Raw genomic sequence first — 16,418 nt, forward strand, 5'->3', positions numbered from 1 at the left:
ATATGAGTAATGAAAAATTAGAGCAAATTTTGCAAAAACAGCAAACTCAGATGGCTGGTCCTGATGTCAATCAAAGAGAAGATGATATCATCCAACTTGTTGGCTTTGTAGTTGGAGATGAGGAATATGCGATTCCAATTCTTAATATACAAGAAATCATCAAACCTATAGAATATACTAGAGTTCCTAGTGTACCTGATTATGTTCTAGGGGTTTTTAATATGCGTGGTAATGTTATGCCACTTATTGATCTAGCTCAACGCTTTCATTTAGGAAGTTCTAAAATGACACCTCAAACAAGATATATTGTTTTAAGAGGTGAGACAAATGGAACTGGAGTTGGAGGAAATGCTGGTTTTGTTATAGATAGATTAACCGAAGCAATTAAAATTCACAGAAACAGAATCGATCCACCACCTGAAACTTTAGTTAAAGACAAAGGTATGATTTATGGTATAGGAAAAAGAGATGAAAATATCTTAACTATACTCAAAGTAGAAGCTTTACTTAAGCGCGAATTTTAATGATTAAACTTTGTGTTTTTGACTTTGACGCTACTTTAATGGATGGTGAAACCATCGATATTTTAGCTACAGCGCATGGCAAGGGTGATCAAACAAGCGAAATTACCCGCCATGCTATGGCTGGAGAACTTGATTTTTTCGAAAGTCTTCAAAAACGAGTAAGCCTTTTAAAAGGTATGTCTTATAAAAAAGTTTTAGAATTAAGTAGCACACTTCCACTAATGCATGGAGCACATGAACTTATCCAATATTTAAAATCTAAAAACATACAAATTGTTATTTTTAGCGGTGGTTTTCATGAATGCATAGATCCTGCTATGCAAAAACTTGGAATTAACCTCGGTTTTGCAAATTATCTGCATCATAAAAATGACATTTTAACAGGGCTAGTTGGTGGGGAAATGATGTTTTCAAATTCAAAAGGCTTAATGCTACAACGATTAAAAAGCTTTTTAAATTTGAAAACAGATGAAGTGATGTGTGTTGGCGATGGGGCAAATGATTTGGCAATGTTTAACGAAAGTGGATTAAAAATTGCATTTTGTGCTAAAGAAATTTTACGTTCTCAAGCTGATATTTGCGTAGACATAAAAGACTTAAAAGAAATAATAAAGGTAATATAATGAAAAATTTTTCTCTTTGGTGTGATTTTATAGAAAATAGTTTTTTAGATAATGAATTTTTAAATTTATTATCACATGGAATTAATGGCGCCACTTCAAATCCTGCTATTTTTAAAAATGCTATTTTAAATTCTCCAATTTATAAAGATAAAATTCTTAAATTAAAAGGAAAAAAAACAAAAGATATTTATGAAGAATTAGCAATTTCTGATATTCAAAAAGCAGCTGATAAATTAGCTCCTCTTTTTTATCAAAAAAACGATGGATTTATAAGTATTGAAATAGATCCAAGACTTCATGATAACACGACTCTTAGTTTAGGCGAAGCTAAAAGACTTTATAGTGCTATTAGCAAAAAAAATGTAATGATTAAAATTCCAGCTACAAAAGCTTCTTATGAAGTAATGTATGAACTTATGAAAAATGGTATTAGCGTCAATGCTACCTTAATTTTTTCTCTTGAACAAAGTCAAAAATGTTTTGAAGCTTTAAATGCAGGTTTATTCGAATTTAGAAAAAACAATATAGCCTTAAAAGAACAAAATACTAGAACACCACAAGCTGTTATAAGTATTTTTGTAAGTCGTTTTGATAGACTTTTAAATCCTAAAGCCAAAGAGCAAAATCGTATTGGAATTTTAAATGCAAATTTAGCTTATAACAATATCTACTCAAAAAATGAACCTAATATTCGCGCCTTGTTTGCAAGCACTGGAGTTAAAGGAGATGATCTGCCAAAAGACTATTATATCAAAGAACTTCTTTTTGAGAATTCTGTTAATACTGCTCCTCTTGATGCAATAGAGGCATTTAAAGGAAAAATGGATTTTAAAAAACCTTTAATGAATTTTGAAATTTATACAGAACTTAATCAAATCATTTCTCAAAGCGAACGAGAAAAAGCTTGCAATGATTTATTAAGCGATGGCATAGAGCAATTTTGTATTGCTTTTGAAGATATTTTAAAAGCTCTTTAATTAACGTATTTTTATCATTTTATTCTTTGAAAGTTTTAATATTTTTGATGGGATATTTTCGAAAAATTTCTCATCAAGTATTATATCGGCAACACTTCTAGCCCATTCTTCATCAAATTCTTTTCCATGCTTGTTTGCCGAAGATGAATAAAAATAGCCATTTTTACTTAAAAAATTCGCATGTTTACACTCTTTCACAATACGAATGGCCTGATTATTTGGATAAATAAAAGTTGTTTTTTTAGAACGACGTACTAAATTTTTAAAAGATTTTGGAATTCTTGCTAAACTTTTTAACTCGCAAAATTTCGCAGAAGTGATTAAGCAAGGTTGATTTTTATCTCTACCTTTTAAAGCATTAATCTCTTCTAAATTTTTACTTAAAAATCCTACCGTAGTATCTGTTTGAGCTAAATAAATCAAGATTTAAGCCACTCCTGCAAACTCTTTACATCTAAGCAAGATTTACTCTGTATAGCTTTAATCGATTTTGCACCTGCTAAAGCTGAGCGCAAATTTGTAAAATAAGGTATTTTAAAACGAATGATATTTTCACGAATTTTTTTCGTATCGCCTTTAAAACTGTGATTATCACTTGTATTGATAACTAAGTGAATTTCACCATTTTTCAATTTATCTTCAACATTGGGGCGTCCTTCTGAAATTTTATGCACAAGCTCACACTCAAAACCACTTTCTAAAATTTCCTTGCAAGTTCCCCCTGTTGCCATAAGTCTAAAGCCAAGCTTTACATATTCTGCAGCGATTTTTTTGGTATATTTTTTATCCTTATCTTTTAAGGAGATAAATATCACACCTTGCTCTGGAAGATGATTAAACGATGCGATTTGACTTTTTGCGTAAGAATTTGCAAAATCCTTACTTATACCCATAACTTCACCTGTTGAACGCATTTCGGGGCCTAATTCTAAATCACTTCCACTAAGTTTTGCAAATGGAAATACTGCTTCTTTTACACTCATATATTTTGGAGTTTTAGGGCGTAAAATTTTAGTATCAAAATTAACCACTTTGAAAGTATCATAAAATTTCAAAGCTTCTTTTAAATTTCCTTGCCACATCACACGCGTTGCTACTTTTGCCAAAGGAATGCCCGTAGCTTTACTAACAAAAGGCACAGTACGACTAGCTCTAGGATTTACTTCTATCATATAAAACTCATTATTATGTAAAGCAAATTGTATATTTAAAAGCCCTACAACACCCAAATTTAAAGCAATATCTGCGGTTTTTTGTGCAATAAATTCTTGCATTTTTTCATCGATATTGCAAGGTGGTAAAGAACAAGCACTATCACCTGAATGAATTCCTGCTTCTTCTATATGCTCCATAATTCCTGCCACATAAACATCTTTGCCATCACAAATCGCATCAACATCAATTTCTGTAGCATTGTCTAAAAACTGATCGATCAAAACAGGACTTTTATCGCTCACATCTACAGCTTCTTGCATATAAAGTCTAAGTTCAACCTCATCATTTACCACGCGCATCGCACGCCCACCTAAAACATAACTTGGTCTTACAAGCACAGGATACCCTATATCACTAGCCTTAAGAACCGCTTCTTCTACACTTGTTGCAGTAGAATTTTTTGGCTGATTGATGCCTAATTTTGTAATAAATTCGGCAAATTTCTTTCTGTCTTCTGCCATATCAATTACTCTTGCGCTAGTACCTATAATCTTAGCTCCAAAAGCACTCAAACGCTTAGCAAATTTCAAAGGAGTTTGTCCACCAAAATGCACAATCACTCCATCAGGTTTTTCACGCTCAATCACCGCTCTTAAATGTTCAAAATCAATAGGCTCGAAATACAAAATATCACTTGTATCATAGTCAGTCGAAACGGTTTCAGGATTACAATTATACATAATGGTTTTAATACCCATATCTTTAAGCGCAAAAGAAGCATGTACGCAAGCATAGTCAAATTCTATACCTTGTCCTATGCGATTTGGCCCCCCGCCTATAATCATCACTTTTTTTTCTTTTTTATCCTTAGCATCGTTTTTACTTTGAGTGAGTTCGCTTACATTGATACTTGAATAAAGATAAGGAGTTAAAGCTTCAAATTCACCCGCACAAGTATCCACTTCGCTAAATTCTGCAATGATTTTTTGCTTCATTCTTGCATAATAAATATCATTTTGGCTTAATTCTAAATTATCTTTCAAATTCACAAGCAAGGCTATCATTTTGTCTGAAAAGCCCATAGTTTTTGCTTTTCTCAAAAGAGCTTTATTGTTTAAAATATCCATATCAATTTGCTCTTCAAAATCTACAATTTCTTTAATCTGTGTTAAAAACCAAGGATCTATTTTACAAAGCCCATAAAGTTCTTCTACGCTAAAACCTTCCCTAAAAGCTTGAGCAACATAAAGTAAACGCTTTTCATTAGCATTGCGAATTTTAAAAACAAGACCATTTCTATCTTCAAATTTTACTCTATCAAAACCACTCAAAGAACGCTCAAGAGAACAAAGTGCTTTTTGTATACTTTCTTTAAAAGTGCGTCCTATAGCCATTACCTCACCCACACTTTTCATAGCTGTACCTAAAGTTGTATTTGCTCCTGGAAATTTTTCAAAAGTAAAGCGAGGAATTTTTGTTACAATGTAATCAATCACAGGCTCGAAAGATGCAGGAGTTCCTGTAATGTCATTTTTAATCTCATCTAAACTAAAGCCTACTGCCAAAAGTGTCGCAACCTTTGCTATAGGATAACCCGTTGCCTTAGAAGCTAAAGCACTTGATCTTGAAACTCTTGGATTCATTTCTATAACTATCATTCTTCCATTTTTTGGGTTGATAGCAAATTGTACATTACTTCCGCCTGTATCTACGCCAATTTCACGCAAAATAGCAAAAGAAGCATTACGCATAACTTGATATTCTTTATCTGACAAAGTTAATGCTGGAGCTATTGTAATACTATCTCCTGTATGAACTCCCATAGGATCGATATTTTCTATACTACAAACTATGATACAATTATCCGCTCTATCGCGTATAACTTCCATTTCATATTCTTTCCAACCTAACAAACTTTCTTCAATCAAAATTTCATGGATAGGCGATAAAGCTAAAGCAGTATTAGCGAGTTCTTTAAATTCGTCCATATTATAAACCACACCACTTCCAGCACCTCCTAAAGTATAAGAAGCACGGATCATCAAAGGAAAGCCGATTTCATCTACGGCTTTTAAAGCTTCATCATAATTATACGCATACATCGATTTTGGCAAATCCATACCGATTTTTTTCATACATTCTTTAAAGACCTGACGATCTTCGCCCTTTTTAATCGACTCAGGATTTGCGCCTAAAAATTTTACATCTCCTAAAAGTCCGCTTTCATAAACTTCCATAGCAACATTTAACGCTACTTGTCCGCCCATAGTTGGCAAAATTGCATCAATTTTTTCTTTTTTAATAATACTTAAAATACTTTCTTTTGTTATGGGTTCTATATAAGTTGCATCTGCAAATTCAGGATCTGTCATGATAGTTGCAGGATTTGAGTTGATTAATACTACACGATATCCTAACTCTTTTAAAGTCTTTGCGGCTTGAGTTCCAGAATAATCAAATTCACAAGCTTGTCCTATCACAATAGGACCACTTCCTATAAGTAAAATGCTTTTAATATCTGTTCGTTTTGGCATAAATTTTCCTAAGAGCATGAATTTGAGCTGATTATAACAAAAATTAGTTTTATAAACTTTGAAATTATTGATATAATTTTAAAAAATAAACACCCTGCTTTTAATCTAGGAAATAATACATAAAGAAATTTAAGATTTTTTATAAGATTCTCATTCGATTATAAAAATTTATTTGATAATTTAACAAAATTTTTAGCATTAAACAAAGTTATAATAATTAGTAAAAATATAGAAAATTTTTAAAAAGTCTAACCCTTGACTTATAAATTATCTACTACATATAAATAAGCAGGAATACTGATCTTAACATAAGGCTTTACTTCTACACTTTGATACATATCTTCATCATCAACTCTATTCACAATCCCAACAGGGACATCCGAAAAGAAAATATTATCAAGTCCACTTGTTAAGATTTCATCTCCGACATTAATTTTCGCCCACTTTGGAATAAATTTAACCACAACCTTGCCATTTTCACCTTGAATTAAACCTGGAGCTTTGGATTTTCCTATATAAACAGAAAAAACACACTGATCATCACCTTGCAGAAGAGCCATTGTTCTGCCATCTTTATTAATAGCTATACCTGCAGTATATCCTTGATATATTAAACCGCGATTTTTACCAACGGGAATTTTGCTCCAATCTAGCCATAATTTTTTATAATCATTCAATTGAACATAAGAAATAACTCTAGTTAAAGAAACTTGAGGTAAATATTTTGTAGAATTTTGATCCTCTAAAATACGATTTAATTGATTTGCAAAGCTAGTTACCTTTACAGCAATGTCTTCTAATTCTTTATTTCTAGCTTTTAATTGCTGAATTTGATTTGCTTGATTAAAATGTTCTGAAATTTTTTCTCCCAAATAATCTTTAATATTATAAAAATTACCTATAACAAAGTCATTAACACGGAGAACATTCTGCTTGATAAGTCCTCCATAATAAAAAGATATAAAAACCAAAAAGGCTAAGACAAGAACATAAAAAATCTTATTCTTCATTGGTTAATTGTTGTAATAATGAAATTTCCTCTAAAGCTTTACCTGTTCCTTTTGCTACAGCTAAAAGCGGTTCATCTGCGATATAAACTGGCAAACGTACAATTTCACTTAAGTATTTATCAAGACCACGAATCAATGCTCCGCCACCTGTTAAAACTACACCATTTTCTACTATATCACTTGCTAAATCAGGCGGCATCATTTCAAGAACCATTTTTAAAGCATCAGCAATTTCTTTTAAATACTCACGCATCGCTTCTCTTACATCTTCGCTTGTAAGTTCAATACGACTTAAAAGTCCACTTACTTGATCGCGTCCTTTTACCACCATAGAAAGCTCTTTTGGAAGTTGTATTGCTGAACCTATAGTGATTTTGATCTCTTCGCCTGTTCTTTCACCTATGATAAGATTATATTTTTCTTTTACATAATTAACTATACTCATATCAAGCTTATCTCCAGCCGTACGAATAGACTTTGAAATCACAAGTCCACCCAAAGAAATCACTCCAATCTCAGTAGTTCCACCCCCTATATCTACTACCAAATTTCCTTTAGGCTCTTGTATAGGTAAACTTGCACCAATAGCTGCTGCCATAGGCTCTTCAATCAAAAATACCTCTCTTGCACCTGCGCTTAAAGCACTTTCTCTTACCGCTTTTCTTTCTACTTGAGTTAAACCATAAGGAACAGAAATGATAATTCTAGGGCGTAAAAAACTTTTTCTACGGTGTGTTTTTTCTATAAAATAGCGGATCATTTTTTCAGTCATATCAAAATCTGCAATCACGCCATCTTTCATAGGACGAATAGCTTCGATATTGCCTGGAGTTTTTCCCACCATATCTTTAGCTTCTTTACCTACGGCTAAAATTTTTGCTTTGGAACCATACCTTTCTCTTTCAACTGCCACAACAGAAGGCTCATTTATCACTATACCCTTATCTTTTACCAAAACTAGCGTATTAGCTGTTCCTAAATCAATCCCCATATCACTAGAAAAAAATCCTATAAGTTGATCTAATATCATTTCTATCCTTTTAACTTATTTTTCTTTTTATTAATAATGCCTTTGCATTGTCTTTAACAACTTCTTTAGTTATTACAATATCATAATTTTTATACTCTGGTAACTCAAACATTAAATCTACCATCATTTCTTCTATAATACTTCTAAGTCCCCTAGCCCCTGTTTTTCTCTCCAATGCAAGTTGCGCGATAGCTCTTAGAGCATCTTCTTCAAATTTTAAATTTACCCCATCAATAGCAAAAAGCTTTTGATATTGTTTAATAATGGCATTTTTAGGCTCAGTTAAAATTCTTACCATATCCTCTTCATTAAGCTCATTTAAAGATGCAATCACATGCAAACGACCTATAAGCTCAGGAATCAAACCAAAATGCACCAAATCATCAGGTTCGATTTTCTCAAGCAAAGCTTTATTTTCTTCTTTTGCATCATCAAAAAAGCCCACAACTTTATCGCCAAGTTTTCTTTTTAAGATAGTTTCCAAACCATCAAAAGCTCCACCACAAACAAATAAAATATTTGAAGTGTCAATTTGTATAAACTCTTGATTTGGATGTTTTCTTCCCCCTTTTGGTGGAATATTTACCAAACTTCCTTCGATAATCTTAAGTAAAGCTTGTTGCACACCCTCTCCACTTACATCACGAGTAATAGAACGATTTTCACTCATTCTAGCAATTTTATCAATCTCATCAATAAAAACTATACCTTTTTGAGCTCTTTGCACATCTCCATCTGCAGCTTGCAAAAGACGTGTTAAAATATTTTCCACATCCTCACCTACATATCCTGCTTCAGTTAAAGAAGTTGCATCACAAATTGCTATAGGTACATCTAAAAATTTAGCTAAAGTTTGCGCCAATAAAGTTTTTCCACTTCCTGTTGGCCCAACAAGTAAAATATTTGACTTAAAAAGCTCTGTATCATCATCTTGAAGTTCGGCTTTAAAAAGTCTTTTATAATGATTGTATACTCCAACACTAAAAACTTTTTTAGCTCTATCTTGTCCTATGACATAACGATCTAGATAAGCTTTTAATTCTTTTGGAGTGATATCTTTAAATTCTGTATTATGGCTTTGTTTAGGTTCTTTAAATTCTTTTTCTTCTCCATAAATAATACTATAAGCACCTTCAACGCAATATTCACAAATAAAAGCATCATCATTTTCATTTGCTAAAATTCTTCTTTGTGGATTCTCCACTTCATTGCAAAAACTACATTTTCTAGGCATTATTTTTACCCCTATAGACAGGAATTCCGCGCTTTGTTTCTAATATAAAATGGCACATTTTTTTAACATTTTCACTTTCTTGATTTTCAAGCAAATTTTTAGCATTTTCTTTTAAATCTCCTTGTCTAAATAAAGTTTTAAAAGCTCTGCTAAGTCTATCTACTTCATCTTTATCAAAACGACGACGAATACCTACTAAATTTAAACTTCTAATACTTGCACGATTTCCTTCTGCTAAACAAAACGGTACTATATCCTGAGAGAGTGCACTAGCTCCTGCTATCATACAACCCTCACCTACTTTGACAAATTGATGAATAGGTGTAAGCCCGCCTACAACCGTAAAATCTCCAAGCTCTACATGTCCTGCTAAAGTAGCATTATTAGCTAAAATAATATTATTACCTAAAAGACAATCATGAGCAATATGACAGTAAGCCATAATAAAAGCATTATCGCCTATACGAGTAAAACCATCTCCTTTAGCTGTACCTGAATTTATCGTTGCAAATTCTCTAATAGTTGCATTTTTTCCTATAACAACACCGCTTTTTTGCTCTTCTTTATAAGATATATCCTGAGGAATATCGCCTACTATAGCATAAGAAAATACACGAGAATGATCACCTATAGTTGTATCTGAAAGAATTCGAGCACCTTGTTTGATGACAACATCATTACCTATTTTAGTATCTTTACCTACATAAGCATAAGCTTCTATTACAACATCGTCACCAAGTTGTGCACCCTCTTCAATCACCGCACTTGGATGAATTTTTTTCATTATTTATCCACTATCATAGCTTTAAGCTCAGCCTCTGCAACTAAATTTCCATCTACAAAAGCTTGCCCTTTAAAAATCCACATATTACCACGATTTTTAACCACGCTCATTTCATAATCAAGCCTATCTCCAGGACGCACAGGATTTCTAAATTTTGCTCCATCTATGCCTGTGAAATAAACTACTTTACTTTTTGGATCCACTTTATCTTCCATACTTTCAAAAGCTAAAACTCCGCCTGTTTGAGCCATACCTTCTAAAATCAAAACTCCAGGATAAATAGGATGCCCTGGAAAATGTCCCATAAAAACATGGTCACTTATACTGATGTTTTTATATCCTCGAACCACTTCTTTAACTTTTAATTCTGTAATTTTATCTACTAGTAAAAAAGGATAACGGTGTGGTAAGATTTCTTGAATTTGCATTACATCTATCATTATTAAATTAACCTTGAAAACAATTAAAAATTTTATTATATAAAAAAATCATTAAAAATTACATTAACAAAAAAAGTTTTTCTTAATAAATTTCTTAAATTTCTACAAGCACCTCTTGATTATCATGATAAATTTCACTTTTTGCTATCACTTCATATCTTGAAGGTAAAATATTTTCAAGGATGATAATAGGACTAAGATTATAAGTTCCAAACAATTTATTACGCCATTTAATTTCTGCTTGCACACTCAAAGGTCTTTTTAAAAAATCTTCAAAATTTTTCCATTTGTTTTTAAAAAATGCATTAAAACGCCAAAATTCAACAAAAACCATTTCATCTTTAGTGCTTCTATAAAAGCCTTCTTTTAAATTTTGTTTTAAATTTTCCTCATCCAAAGAAAATCTTGTATAAGCGTTTTTAAAATGCGAATAAAATAAAATATGAGATTTAACAGGCTTTTTATCTAATTTTATTAAAGCACTTAAAAGACGATAATTTAAAAATTTCTCTCTTAAAATTTCAAATTTTATACCCTTTTTTTCCCATAAAACTATTTTTTTATAAAGAGCTATTCTTGCTTCTATACTTGCAGGTAAAATTTGCTTATTTACAGGAGACATTAACTCATCAATGAAATTCTTATCTTGTTTTTGTTTTTTAAGCCCATAAATACAACCACAATAGTTTTGATGATAAAGCATTTCTTTTTTTGCTAAAGCAAACTGCCTTTGAGTGCCGCCATTTTTACGAAAATCAGGGGCTAAAAACTCTACTCCATAAGGCTCACATTCTTTTTGTAAAGCATTTTTTAACTGTTCTAAATCTTTTTTAGGGCTGGTTAAAAGCGTAGTAGTAAGCTTTTTTTCTCCTATTTTAGCAGCAAATTTAACACTAGATCCCATTCTTACATCAAAACAAATTTCACACCTTGCACCTTTTTCAGGCTCATTTTCATAACCACGCACAGCATTAAGCCATTTTTCATATTCATACTCGCCCTTATATAACTTAATACCAAGTTTATCACAAGATCTTTTTACATCTAAAAATCTTAGTTCGTATTCGCTTAAAGGATGGATATTTGGATCATAAAAATACCCTATGATTTTTTCATCAGGATAAGTCTTTCTAAGTTCTTCAACAAAATAATGACTATCCACACTACAACAAATATGCACTAACATTAAAGACTTTCAAGTACTTTTAAAGCATGATCTTTTACACGAACATTACTATAAATTTGAGCAATCTTACCTGTTTCATCGATAACAAAAGTAGATCGAATAAGACCTTCGTATTCTTTTCCGTAATTTTTCTTAAGTCCCCAAACTCCATAAGCTTTAGCAACTTCTTTTTCGCTATCACTAAGTAAAATATGCTTTAAACCAAATTTAGAGATAAATTTTTCATGACTTGCCACGCTATCAGGACTGATACCGATAATCACTGCATTTTTATCACCAAATTTATCATAATTTAAACTAAAATCACAAGCTTCTGTAGTGCAACCTGGAGTATTATCTTTTGGATAAAAATACAAAATTACCTTTTTACCAATAAAATCTTTTAATGCTATTTTTACCCCATCTTGATTTAAGAGCTCAAACTGAGGCGCTTTATCTCCTATATTTAAACTCATTTATTTGCCTTTGCTTTGATAGCTTCTACACTTTCTCCACCAAAACCTATGTCATAATTTTCTACATCTTCTAAAACCACCACAACTCTTTCTTTGCTTTTATTATATTTTTTACTTAAAAGCTCAGTAATATCAGCTATAAGCTCCGCTTTTTGTTCCTTGCTTAAAGACGGCTTTGCTAATTTAATATTTACTAATGGCATATTTCTCCTTTTTAATGATAATTTTTTATAATTATTTCAAAAAATACCTAATATTTTTTTTAACAAAAAACCTTAATTTAATAAAAGCTTATTGTTAGTATATTTTTGATAAAATCCCGATTTATTCTTAAAATAATATTTTTTAAGAAATAAACAACTATAAAAGGTAAAAAATGATCTCAGCAGATAAAATTTGGATGGATGGAAAATTAGTTGATTTTAAAGATGCAACTTTACACTTTTTAACCCATTCTTTACATTATGGCAATGCTGTTTTTGAAGGAACTAGAGCCTATAAAACAGATAAAGGCTTAGCAATTTTCAGACTTGAAGATCACACCAAAAGACTTTTAGAGTCTGCAAAAATTACTCTTTTAAATTGTCCTTTTTCTCAAAAAGAGCTTGAAAATGCACAAATTGAACTATTAAAAGCAAACAATTTTAAAAGCAATGTCTATATCCGCCCTTTGATTTTCTTAGGCGATGGAGTTATGGGACTTTATCATATAAAAGCTCCTGTAAGAGTTGGGATTGCAGCTTGGGAATGGGGTGCTTACCTTGGAGAAGAAGGTTTAGAAAAAGGCATAAAAGTAAAAATTTCGTCTTTTGCAAGAAATAGTGTTAAATCATGCATGGGAAAAGCTAAAGCAAGTGCGAATTATCTTAACTCTCAAATTGCAAAATTTGAAGCTATTGAAGCAGGCTATGAAGAAGCTTTGATGCTTGATGAAGAAGGTTTTATCGCAGAAGGAACAGGAGAATGTTTCTTTATTGTAAAAGATGGGGTTTTAATCACACCTCCAAATGATTTTTCTTTAAAAAGCATTACTCAAGATACAGTGCTTAAAATCGCTCATGATCTTGGTGTCACTGTGCTTCGCCAAAGAATTTCAAGAGATGAAGTTTACACTGCTAATGAAGCATTTTTCACCGGAACAGCCGCTGAAATCACACCTATTAACAATATTGATGCAAGAATAATAGGAAATGGTTTAAGAGGATCTGTAACTAAAAAACTTCAAGATGCTTATTTTGATGTAGTTTATGGACGCAATCAAAAATACGCATCTATGCTAACTTATATTTAAAAAAGGAAATAAATGCCAGCTGATTTGAATGATTATTTCAATAAAAAAAATGGAAATTCTAACAATAACGGAAACAACAACCGTCAAAATTTCAATTTCAAAACACCAGAATTTAATTTTAAAGGTTTTGGAAAATTCTCTCCGCTTATTTATGGGGTGATTATTATTATCTTATTTTTAATCGTTGCAAAACCTTTTATGGTAATAAATTCTGGAGAAATGGGGATTAAATCAACAACAGGTAAATATGACCCAAATCCATTAGAACCAGGACTTCACTTTTTCTTACCTTTTGTACAAAAAATAACCATAATCGATACTAGAGTAAGACAAATCAACTATGCTTCTATAGAGGGAAGTAATGAAAATTTATCTTCAGGTTCAGGTGTAATTAATAAAAATAGTATTTCTGTACTTGACTCTCGTGGATTGCCTGTATCTATTGATGTTACAGTACAATACCGCTTAAATCCTTTGCAAGTTCCTCAAACTATAGCTACTTGGAGCTTAAATTGGGAAAATAAAATTATTGATCCAGTTGTTCGTGATGTAGTGCGAAGTGTTGTAGGAAAATACACAGCCGAAGAACTTCCTACTAATCGTAATACAATAGCCACTCAAATAGAAGAAGGTATAAGAAAAACCATAGAAGCCCAACCAAACGAACCTGTAGAACTTCGCGCTGTACAACTTAGAGAAATTATTTTACCTTCAAAAGTAAAAGAACAAATCGAACGCGTGCAAATTGCAAAACAAGAGGCTGAAAGAACTAAATATGAAGTAGAAAGAGCTAATCAAGAAGCCTTAAAAAAAGCTGCCTTAGCTGAAGGGGAAGCAAATGCAACTATAATCAGTGCCAAAGGTAAAGCTATGGCTGTTAAGATAGAAGCAGATGCACAAGCTTATTCTAATAAAGAAATCGCAAACAGCTTAAACACTCCTTTACTAAATTTAAAGCAAATTGAAACTCAAAAAGAATTTAATGAAGCTTTAAAAGTCAATCAAGATGCTAAAATTTTCTTAACTCCAGGTGGAGCAGTACCAAACATTTGGGTTGATACCAAAGATGCTAAAAAGCAAAGTTCTGCCAACATGAACTAAAAGGATACGCAAGTGGAAAAACTAAGAGAAATCGTGCTTTTTTACACTACTCATTTATATTTAGTAGATTATATGCTGATTTTATTAGTTTTTTTTCTCTTCACTTGTGTTTTACTTCTTTGTGTATTTTTACGCCATAGACCTATAGCAGCACTTTTTATTATTGCATTTGATATTATTGTTTGTTTTTTAGTTTATATCTATGGGTATAAACTAATAGACAATGAAGTAAGAACTCGGAAAACCGCTATTACGGATCAAAAAATAATACAAAGTTCAAATGATTTAATTGTTGATTTTAACATTACAAATAATTCAAAAAATAATTTTAAAGAATGTAAAATTACAGCTAAAATTTTTGCGGATAAAATACCTAATGATAATATCATAGAAGAATATAAAAAGAAATTTATCCCTTTTAGACAAAAAAGTAGAGAAATTAAAGATCTAAAGAAAAATGCAACCCAATTTCAAAGAATTGCTTTCGAAAATTTTAACTATGAAAATAACTATACCATACGCTTAGTTTCGGAGTGTTTTTAATGCATTTTACAATTTTTCATATTATAGCTTTTATCATTTTACTTATTTGCTTTGCCTTGATTTGTATTTTAATCTTTCTAAAAGTTAAACAGAAAGAAATGGCTTTGATTTCTTATACCATAGCTACTATTTTTACCGCACTTTTGATATATTCTATTTTTCTAACAATCAATCAATTCACCACTCAAGCCGATCTTAGCAAACTAACCTACACAAGAGATCTAAGACATGAAAGTGTTATCGTAAGCGGAAAGGTTCAAAATCTTACTAAATTTGAAATCAGAAAATGCTATTTGATACTTAGCATATTAAATCAAAAAAAAGTAGGGGGAGAAATTTTCAATGATAAAAATATTCGCAATGCCAAAATGCAAAATACAAGTGTTTCTTACACTATAGAAATTATAGACAAACTTCCAGGTAATACTTATAAAGAATTTAGAGCCAGTGTTCCTTTTCCTCCAAGTTTTGATAACCCTGAATTTTATCACACTCTAAAATGTATTTGATTTAGAAAATCTTAATATTGACAATTAGAATTTCTCTATACCACATTTCATTAAATCTTAAAGAATTAAACATATATTATTTTATAGAGATAACTAGCTTTTTAGCTAGTCATCTAAGATTAAAACCTCTTCTTCTTAACATCTTCTAAGATATTATTAGCTATATCACTTACTGTACTAGAAATAATAGCTGATTCATTAGCAATTTCAACATTATCTTTAGTAGTTTGATCAATTTGTGCTACGCTATCATTGATTTGAGTAATACCTGCAGTTTGTTCTTTAATACTTTCTGCCATATCATTGATAGATTGAACAAGTAAATTAGTATTAGCTTCTATTTCAGATAAAGATTTTTGTGTTCTTTCAGCTAGTTTTCTAACTTCATCAGCTACAACAGCAAAGCCTCTACCATGTTCTCCAGCACGTGCAGCTTCAATAGCTGCATTTAAAGCTAAAAGATTGATTTGATCTGCAATATCTCCTATAATACCTGTAACATTTTTAATCTCTTCAGATTGAGTGATAACATCACTAGTCTTAACTGAAACATTTTGCATAGAAGAAGTGATCTCTTCTAAAGCTGCTGCAGTTTCTTCTAAAGATTGAGCTTGAGAATTTGAAGAAGTGGTTAAGCTTTGAACAGCAGTTTGTAATTTTCCACTTTCATTAGCTAAAGCATTAGCAAAGTCTGAACTTTGTTTTAGCATTTTAACTATTTCATCGCCTAAAGCATTAGTAGTTAATTCAACACTTCCTGAAGCATTAGAGATTTTATTTCTAAAATCTAAGCTTTTGTATTCTTCAAATATTTTATGAATAACATTCATATCAGAACCTACTCTAGCTTGTAAAACATCAAGAAGTTTATTTAGAACATTTTTAAGTTCAATAAGTTGCGGGTTTCTTGGATTAGCAGTAATTCTTGCTGTTAGATTACCACCTTCTACAACTGATACGGTTTGAACTGATTCTTTAACGGCTTGATTGTCTTGTTCTAAACCTTTTTTAGTAGCAAGGAT

18 protein-coding genes are annotated in these 16,418 nt (G+C 31.4%); 7 read left to right on the forward strand and 11 right to left on the reverse strand.

Annotation, left to right across the window (positions count from 1 at the left end; all coding sequences use genetic code 11):
• The first annotated feature begins 2 nt into the window (after positions 1 to 2).
• From AJ939_RS05290 to AJ939_RS05300, 3 genes are read left to right on the forward strand one after another with little or no spacing between them, the layout of a single operon-like run.
• Positions 3 to 524: a chemotaxis protein CheW gene (locus AJ939_RS05290; RefSeq protein ID WP_044779559.1), complete on the forward strand. Its 522-nt coding sequence runs from the start codon at positions 3 to 5 to the stop codon at positions 522 to 524.
• Positions 524 to 1,147, forward strand: coding sequence for a phosphoserine phosphatase SerB (gene serB / locus AJ939_RS05295; protein ID WP_070276353.1), 624 nt, complete (start codon positions 524 to 526; stop codon positions 1,145 to 1,147). The genes AJ939_RS05290 and serB overlap by 1 nt, the downstream gene beginning before the upstream one ends.
• On the forward strand, positions 1,147 to 2,124 hold the full coding sequence (locus AJ939_RS05300) for a transaldolase (protein WP_070261200.1): 978 nt from the start codon (positions 1,147 to 1,149) through the stop codon (positions 2,122 to 2,124). The genes serB and AJ939_RS05300 overlap by 1 nt, the downstream gene beginning before the upstream one ends.
• Here AJ939_RS05300 and AJ939_RS05305 read toward each other — a convergent pair whose 3' ends face one another.
• The 10 genes from AJ939_RS05305 to AJ939_RS05350 all read right to left on the reverse strand — a co-directional run bounded on the left by AJ939_RS05305 (position 2,125) and on the right by AJ939_RS05350 (position 12,155).
• Positions 2,125 to 2,547 (reverse strand): hypothetical protein, encoded by a 423-nt coding sequence (locus AJ939_RS05305; RefSeq protein ID WP_002851686.1) that lies wholly within the window; start codon positions 2,545 to 2,547, stop codon positions 2,125 to 2,127.
• Complete coding sequence (gene carB / locus AJ939_RS05310) at positions 2,544 to 5,813, reverse strand: carbamoyl-phosphate synthase large subunit (protein ID WP_070276351.1); 3,270 nt, start codon at positions 5,811 to 5,813, stop codon at positions 2,544 to 2,546. The genes AJ939_RS05305 and carB overlap by 4 nt, the downstream gene beginning before the upstream one ends.
• A 260-nt stretch (positions 5,814 to 6,073) precedes the next feature.
• Positions 6,074 to 6,823 carry a rod shape-determining protein MreC gene (mreC, locus tag AJ939_RS05315; protein ID WP_070261202.1) on the reverse strand — a complete coding sequence of 250 codons (750 nt, stop codon included), beginning with the start codon at positions 6,821 to 6,823 and terminating at the stop codon, positions 6,074 to 6,076.
• On the reverse strand, positions 6,813 to 7,853 hold the full coding sequence (locus AJ939_RS05320) for a rod shape-determining protein (RefSeq protein ID WP_002851700.1): 1,041 nt from the start codon (positions 7,851 to 7,853) through the stop codon (positions 6,813 to 6,815). The genes mreC and AJ939_RS05320 overlap by 11 nt, the downstream gene beginning before the upstream one ends.
• 10 nt (positions 7,854 to 7,863) lie before the next feature.
• Positions 7,864 to 9,087 carry an ATP-dependent Clp protease ATP-binding subunit ClpX gene (clpX, locus tag AJ939_RS05325; protein WP_002860329.1) on the reverse strand — a complete coding sequence of 408 codons (1,224 nt, stop codon included), beginning with the start codon at positions 9,085 to 9,087 and terminating at the stop codon, positions 7,864 to 7,866.
• Positions 9,080 to 9,871: an acyl-ACP--UDP-N-acetylglucosamine O-acyltransferase gene (gene lpxA / locus AJ939_RS05330; RefSeq protein ID WP_002861057.1), complete on the reverse strand. Its 792-nt coding sequence runs from the start codon at positions 9,869 to 9,871 to the stop codon at positions 9,080 to 9,082. The genes clpX and lpxA overlap by 8 nt, the downstream gene beginning before the upstream one ends.
• On the reverse strand, positions 9,871 to 10,311 hold the full coding sequence (fabZ, locus tag AJ939_RS05335) for a 3-hydroxyacyl-ACP dehydratase FabZ (RefSeq protein ID WP_002851782.1): 441 nt from the start codon (positions 10,309 to 10,311) through the stop codon (positions 9,871 to 9,873). The genes lpxA and fabZ overlap by 1 nt, the downstream gene beginning before the upstream one ends.
• Before the next feature lie 94 nt (positions 10,312 to 10,405).
• A complete protein-coding gene (locus AJ939_RS05340) occupies positions 10,406 to 11,497 on the reverse strand; it encodes an epoxyqueuosine reductase QueH (protein ID WP_070276349.1) in 1,092 nt (363 codons plus the stop codon).
• The gene (bcp, locus tag AJ939_RS05345; RefSeq protein ID WP_070276347.1) at positions 11,497 to 11,952 is read right to left on the reverse strand and encodes a thioredoxin-dependent thiol peroxidase; all 456 of its coding nucleotides are present in this window, start codon (positions 11,950 to 11,952) and stop codon (positions 11,497 to 11,499) included. The genes AJ939_RS05340 and bcp overlap by 1 nt, the downstream gene beginning before the upstream one ends.
• The gene (locus AJ939_RS05350) at positions 11,949 to 12,155 is read right to left on the reverse strand and encodes a tautomerase family protein (RefSeq protein WP_070276345.1); all 207 of its coding nucleotides are present in this window, start codon (positions 12,153 to 12,155) and stop codon (positions 11,949 to 11,951) included. Before AJ939_RS05350 ends, bcp begins: the two co-directional genes overlap by 4 nt.
• A gap of 173 nt (positions 12,156 to 12,328) precedes the next feature.
• Between AJ939_RS05350 and ilvE the strand changes: the two genes are divergently transcribed.
• The 4 genes from ilvE to AJ939_RS05370 are packed head-to-tail and all read left to right on the forward strand — an operon-like array spanning position 12,329 to position 15,396.
• The gene (ilvE, locus tag AJ939_RS05355) at positions 12,329 to 13,243 is read left to right on the forward strand and encodes a branched-chain-amino-acid transaminase (protein ID WP_070243327.1); all 915 of its coding nucleotides are present in this window, start codon (positions 12,329 to 12,331) and stop codon (positions 13,241 to 13,243) included.
• Between the two features lie 12 nt (positions 13,244 to 13,255).
• Positions 13,256 to 14,344, forward strand: a complete 1,089-nt coding sequence (locus AJ939_RS05360; RefSeq protein ID WP_070243328.1) for a prohibitin family protein — start codon at positions 13,256 to 13,258, stop codon at positions 14,342 to 14,344.
• Between the two features lie 12 nt (positions 14,345 to 14,356).
• On the forward strand, positions 14,357 to 14,887 hold the full coding sequence (locus AJ939_RS05365; RefSeq protein ID WP_002870863.1) for a DUF2393 domain-containing protein: 531 nt from the start codon (positions 14,357 to 14,359) through the stop codon (positions 14,885 to 14,887).
• Positions 14,887 to 15,396, forward strand: coding sequence for a DUF2393 family protein (locus AJ939_RS05370; protein WP_002861050.1), 510 nt, complete (start codon positions 14,887 to 14,889; stop codon positions 15,394 to 15,396). The genes AJ939_RS05365 and AJ939_RS05370 overlap by 1 nt, the downstream gene beginning before the upstream one ends.
• A 119-nt stretch (positions 15,397 to 15,515) precedes the next feature.
• On the opposite strand, the gene AJ939_RS05375 is transcribed toward AJ939_RS05370, so the two are convergent.
• On the reverse strand, positions 15,516 to 16,418 hold a 903-nt coding region (locus AJ939_RS05375; protein WP_250540826.1), incomplete at its 5' end, for a methyl-accepting chemotaxis protein.

Source organism: Campylobacter sp. BCW_6889 (genome assembly GCF_001762535.1).
In the GTDB taxonomy this organism is placed as follows: Bacteria; Campylobacterota; Campylobacteria; order Campylobacterales; family Campylobacteraceae; genus Campylobacter_D; species Campylobacter_D jejuni.